The sequence below is a fragment of the Acinetobacter sp. GWC1_38_13 genome (assembly GCF_001767535.1).
Lineage (GTDB): Bacteria > Pseudomonadota > Gammaproteobacteria > Pseudomonadales > Moraxellaceae > Acinetobacter > Acinetobacter junii.
On the sequence record NZ_MELG01000093.1, the window covers coordinates 5,367 to 10,201 of the forward strand.

General features: G+C 40.7%; 5 protein-coding genes. 4 read left to right on the top strand and 1 reads right to left on the bottom strand.

Features of this window, described 5'->3' with window-relative positions:
- From A2003_RS10025 to A2003_RS10035, 3 genes are all read left to right on the top strand, one after another.
- Nucleotides 1-903 (top strand): aldehyde dehydrogenase family protein (locus tag A2003_RS10025; RefSeq protein WP_286687286.1); only part of this gene is annotated, 903 nt, incomplete at its 5' end.
- Between the two features lie 39 nt (nucleotides 904-942).
- The gene (locus tag A2003_RS10030) at nucleotides 943-2,583 is read left to right on the top strand and encodes a thiamine pyrophosphate-binding protein (protein ID WP_112986156.1); all 1,641 of its coding nucleotides are present in this window, start codon (nucleotides 943-945) and stop codon (nucleotides 2,581-2,583) included.
- A 146-nt stretch (nucleotides 2,584-2,729) separates the two neighbouring features.
- Entirely contained in the window at nucleotides 2,730-3,920 is a 1,191-nt protein-coding gene (locus A2003_RS10035) for a hypothetical protein (RefSeq protein ID WP_112986155.1), read from the top strand.
- Nucleotides 3,921-3,993: 73 nt separating this feature from the next.
- Here the strand turns inward: A2003_RS10035 and A2003_RS10040 are convergent, their stop codons facing one another.
- Nucleotides 3,994-4,479, bottom strand: a complete 486-nt coding sequence (locus A2003_RS10040) for a winged helix-turn-helix transcriptional regulator (protein WP_112986154.1) — start codon at nucleotides 4,477-4,479, stop codon at nucleotides 3,994-3,996.
- 180 nt (nucleotides 4,480-4,659) lie between these two features.
- Here A2003_RS10040 and A2003_RS10045 point away from each other — a divergent pair.
- Nucleotides 4,660-4,835, top strand: a 176-nt coding sequence (locus tag A2003_RS10045) for a hotdog fold domain-containing protein (RefSeq protein WP_502685955.1), incomplete at its 3' end; no start/stop codon positions are given.

Genomic DNA, 4,835 nt, shown 5'->3' on the forward strand with positions numbered 1-4,835 from the left:
TTTGAAGAAGCCGGTTTACCTAAAGGTTTATTGAGTGTACTGGTTGGACGTGGTTCGGTGATTGGTGATGCAATCGTAAAACATCCATTAGTACGCAAAATTTCATTTACAGGTGGAACGAGTACAGGGCGTCATTTAGCACATATTGCCGCTGACAAGTTGATTACCACATCTTTAGAACTTGGTGGAAAATCACCAACTATCGTCATGCAAGATGCCGATATTGAGCTTGCAGCTAAAGGTGTGGCTTATGGCATTTTCAGTTCTGCAGGACAAGCATGTATTGCAGGATCACGTTTATTTGTACATCGCAGTATTTATGATCAATTCTTAACGCGTCTGGTTGAAATTACTAAAGGCTTGCGCGTTGGACATCCTGAAACCGCAGGCGTCCATTTAGGGTCTTTGATCAATCCTAAGCATTTAGCTTCTGTGGATGCTTATGTTCAATTGGCCAAAAAAGAAGGTGGACAAGTTCTAGTTGGTGGTCAGGCATTGACGGATGGTGAATTGGCAAAAGGTAGTTTCTATTTACCGACCATTATCACAGGCCTCGATAACTCAGCTCAAACCTGTCAGGAAGAAATCTTTGGTCCTGTATTGGTGGTGATGAGATATGACGATGAAGCAGATTTAATTGCACAAGCCAATGACAGTTGTTTTGGTTTAGCCGCTGGGATTTGGACTGAAAACTATCGTAAAGCTTGGCAACTTGCACGTGCTCTAGAAGTAGGAACAGTCTGGATCAATACCTATAAAAAATTCTCGATTTCTGCACCTTTTGGTGGTTTCAAAGAAAGTGGAATTGGACGTGAAAAGGGGCGTTTAGGCATCTTGGCGTATATGCAACAAAAAAGCATTTATATGGGATTAAGCGAACAGCCAAATCCTTGGTGCGATTAATAAATTCATGGATAGAACAAGTTTTTGAGGAATATAGTAATGACAGAACGTGTAAATGTAGGCGAAGCAATCGCTCGTGTTTTAGAGGCGCATCAAGTTGATAGTATCTACGGCGTCATTTCAATTCATAATTTACCAATTGCTGATGCAGTAGGTCGCCGTGAAAAAATTCGCTTTGTCGCGGCGCGTGGTGAAGCAGGTGCAGTGACGATGGCAGATGGTCATTCACGCTTTAAAGGTTTGGGTGTTGCCTTAACCAGTACCGGTGCAGGTGCAGGAAATGCTGTGGGTTCATTGATTGAAGCGATGAATGCGGGCAGTCCAGTGTTGCATTTAACAGGTCAAGTTGAACGTGAATATTTAGATCGTGATGCAAGTTTTATTCATGAAACCAAAGATCAGCTAACTTTCTTGCGTGCATCTAGCAAAGCGGCATTTCGTATCACCAGTCCTGACAATGCAGTGGGCGTGATTCGTGAAGCGATTCGTGTCGCCACGACGGTACCGATGGGGCCAGTCAGTGTCGAGTTGCCGATTGATGTACAGGCAGCAGAAATTGATTTACCCCTGAATCTAGGTCCAGTCAAAGCACTGGAATTACCTCAGGCAGATCAAGTTGGAGTTGATTTGATCATTGATGAAATCAAAAAAGCCAAACGTCCAATTTTTTGGATCGGCGGTGGTACGCTCAATAGTGTGGATGAAGTCAAAGCCATTGCTGATCTTGGTATTCCAGTAGTGTCTTCAACCCATGCGCGTGGTGTGCTAGCAGATAACCATCCACGTAGCCTAGGTGCATTCCATAACTCAGCAGGTGTTGAGCAACTTTTAAAAAATGCTGATTTATTGGTTGTAGTCGGGTCGCGTTTGCGTAGTAACGAAACCAAAACCTATTCAGTGCAGTTCCCTGAAAATATTATTCAGGTCGATGCTAATCCTGTTGCACAACAACGTAATTACAAAATTCGTAATTTCATTTGTGGTGATGCCAAAGATGTGTTGCAACGTGTTCTCACAGGTTTAGCAGGCGTATCTAAAATAGATACTGAGTATGATGCAGCAGTTGTTGATGCGAAACAGGCAGCAATCAATGCCTTACGTACACAGCTTGACCAATATGCGTTGATCTGTGATCACCTTCGTGCAGCACTACCACAAGATGGCATTTTTGTTCGTGATATTACGATGTCAGGAAGTACGTGGGGCAGTCGTTTATTCCCAGTACAAGCACCAAATCAAAATATTCACTCTTTAGCAGGGGCGATAGGTCTAGGTTTAGCTACCGCAATTGGTGCCTCAATTGCCAATCCTGACAAAAAAGTGATTGGTTTAGTCGGTGATGGTGGTTTGATGCTCGGGATTGGTGAGATTGCGACGATGGCGCAAGAAAATACCAATATGGTACTGATGATCATGAATGATGGTGGCTATGGGGTCATGCGTGGTATTCAAAATAATTACTTCGGAGGACGCCAGTATTTCAACGAATTACACACACCTGATTACCAAGCTTTGGGTGAGGCGATGGGCGTGAAAAGTTGGAAAGTCGGTAGTGCAGAAGAGTTTAGAACAGTAATTCAGCAGGCAGTTGATTTCCAAGGGCCAAGTGTGATTGAGCTAGATATGCATTCAATTGGACCTCTGAACTTTGCAGGTCCACCACAAAAGAAATTGTACTGAGTAATTTAAACATTGGTTGAGATGACTGATGTTAGAAAATTTGTAGGCAAATTTTTTTGCCTACAAAACAATAAAAACTATGTTTTACAGGTAAAACAATAATCCAAGCCAACAGGACGGTTGGTATCGAAGCGAAGGAATATGATATGAAAAAGACATTAGTCATGATGCTTGCAGCACTGTCGATAAGCGCGGTATCAAATGTATACGCACAAAGTTCAGCACTGGAATGGAAAAGTGAGGATGGAACGGATTCTGTCAAGCTTGGTGGAGTGGTGCGTTTGAATCAACGTTATGAAAATTGGGAGGGGCCAAATGGAGGTTTTGGAAAACTCTATTTTGATATTTTTCGAGTTGATCTGAAAGGCAAGTTTGATGATGCCTATTTCAATGCCAGCTACCTTTTCCAAGATCAAGAGAAGCGCTCAATTGAAAAAGCCTATGTGGGATATCATTTGGATGAACATAATAGCATAGAGGCTGGTTTTGTTTATAAACCCTTTGCAATTTATCCCTATCCGCAAAATGGATGGACTTATCATATTCCATTCTTTTTGGGTTCTGGGAATAACATCGCTCCAGGTTTGAACTGGAATTTCAACAACAAAGATTGGGATGTGAAGTTAGGCTATTATCCTGAGATGCTAGCAACTAATCTTCGATATTCACCTGAAAGTGCGACTTATGATGATTTGGCTGAAAATGCATTTCCAACACAAAAAGCCTATCAAAATGAAAAGCGTCATCAAGTGAATACTCGGATTGTTCGTAAGTTAGAAACTGAATTTGGTAAGCAAGAAGTTGGTGTATCAGGTGCAATTGCTCAATTGCATAATAAAATCACGGATGACAACGGCAAATATTATGCAGTGGGTTTGCATACTGATAATAATTACAAGCGTTTCAATATCCAAAGCTCAGTGATTCATTATCAATATGACGCAAAAAATCCAGATGGTGTAAATGATGATATGACCTTGATGGGTGCCAATGGTTTAACGCCAGCATATTTCATTGCTTCCGAAGGAACTATTGCGAGTTTAAACCTCGCATACACATTACCTGTGCAAGATATGGGCAAACTAAAAGCAATCCGTTTTTACAATGATTATAGTTATTTAGATAAAAAACGTGAGGATTGGTCTAACTCACAGATGAATACTACGGGGATGATGTTTATTGCTTCACCTTTCATGGTATGGGCGGATTACACTTGGGGGAAAAACTCGAATATTATCGGTGGAGCTACCAATGCCACAGGTTTTACGTCTACGGTTTCGCCAAATAGTGATAAATGGCTTTATCGCATCAATTTGAATATTGGTTTTAGTTTCTAGTTCTACGCTCAAATGAAGAGTAATCATCATTACTCTTCATTATTTAATAAGCAGAACAGTTTTGAATACCTACCTATTTATTTATAGCGTTCTCTACAACCTGATCCATTTCCATCGAATCATAATAGGCTAGGGTGTTTTTCGCAGTTAACTCACCATGACAGTGCTGACATGTCATGGTTGCTTTGGTCTTATGACCACAGTCTTTATGCAAATATTCCAAAATTGGATATTTATTATCTTCATTATGCCAATAATTGCCCCATGTCGTGACTGCCATAATAATTGGATAGAGGGCTAAACCTTTGTCTGTAAGTTTGTACTCGTAACGTTTTGGTGCTTCTTGATATAACACTTTTTCAAAAATTTTATTTTCAACTAAGCGATTCAAACGCTCAGTGAGTAAGTGCCGTGTGATACCGAGCTGCTTTTGAAAATCATCAAAACGACGTGTGCGAAGAAAAGCATTGCGGATAATCAAGAGTGTCCATCGATCACCGAAAATCGATAAGCTACGCGCAATAGGGCAACTCATTTCACCCAATTCATGCCATTTCATGTTTAACCTCTATTGATTCGCTTTGAGATAAGCAGATCGCTATGACTGTAATTGAACGTAGATAATCATAACGTTGACAAATTATCTTAGCATAGATAAGGTATTGTTAATAAGTTCTAAATTAGAACCAATGTTGTTGCAGTCGTAAATGTACGATTTACTCTTAAAAGGGAAACTTCAATGAATCCATTAAAAATGACAGGTTTGGAAATCATGCAAGCATTTGCTCAAGGTCATTTTCCTGAGCCAGGAATTGCAAAGACAATGCCGATGAAACCTGTAGAAGTTGAACAGGGACGAATCGTATTTAGTGCGATTGCTGATGAACGACATACCAATCCATTAGGCGGTGTGCA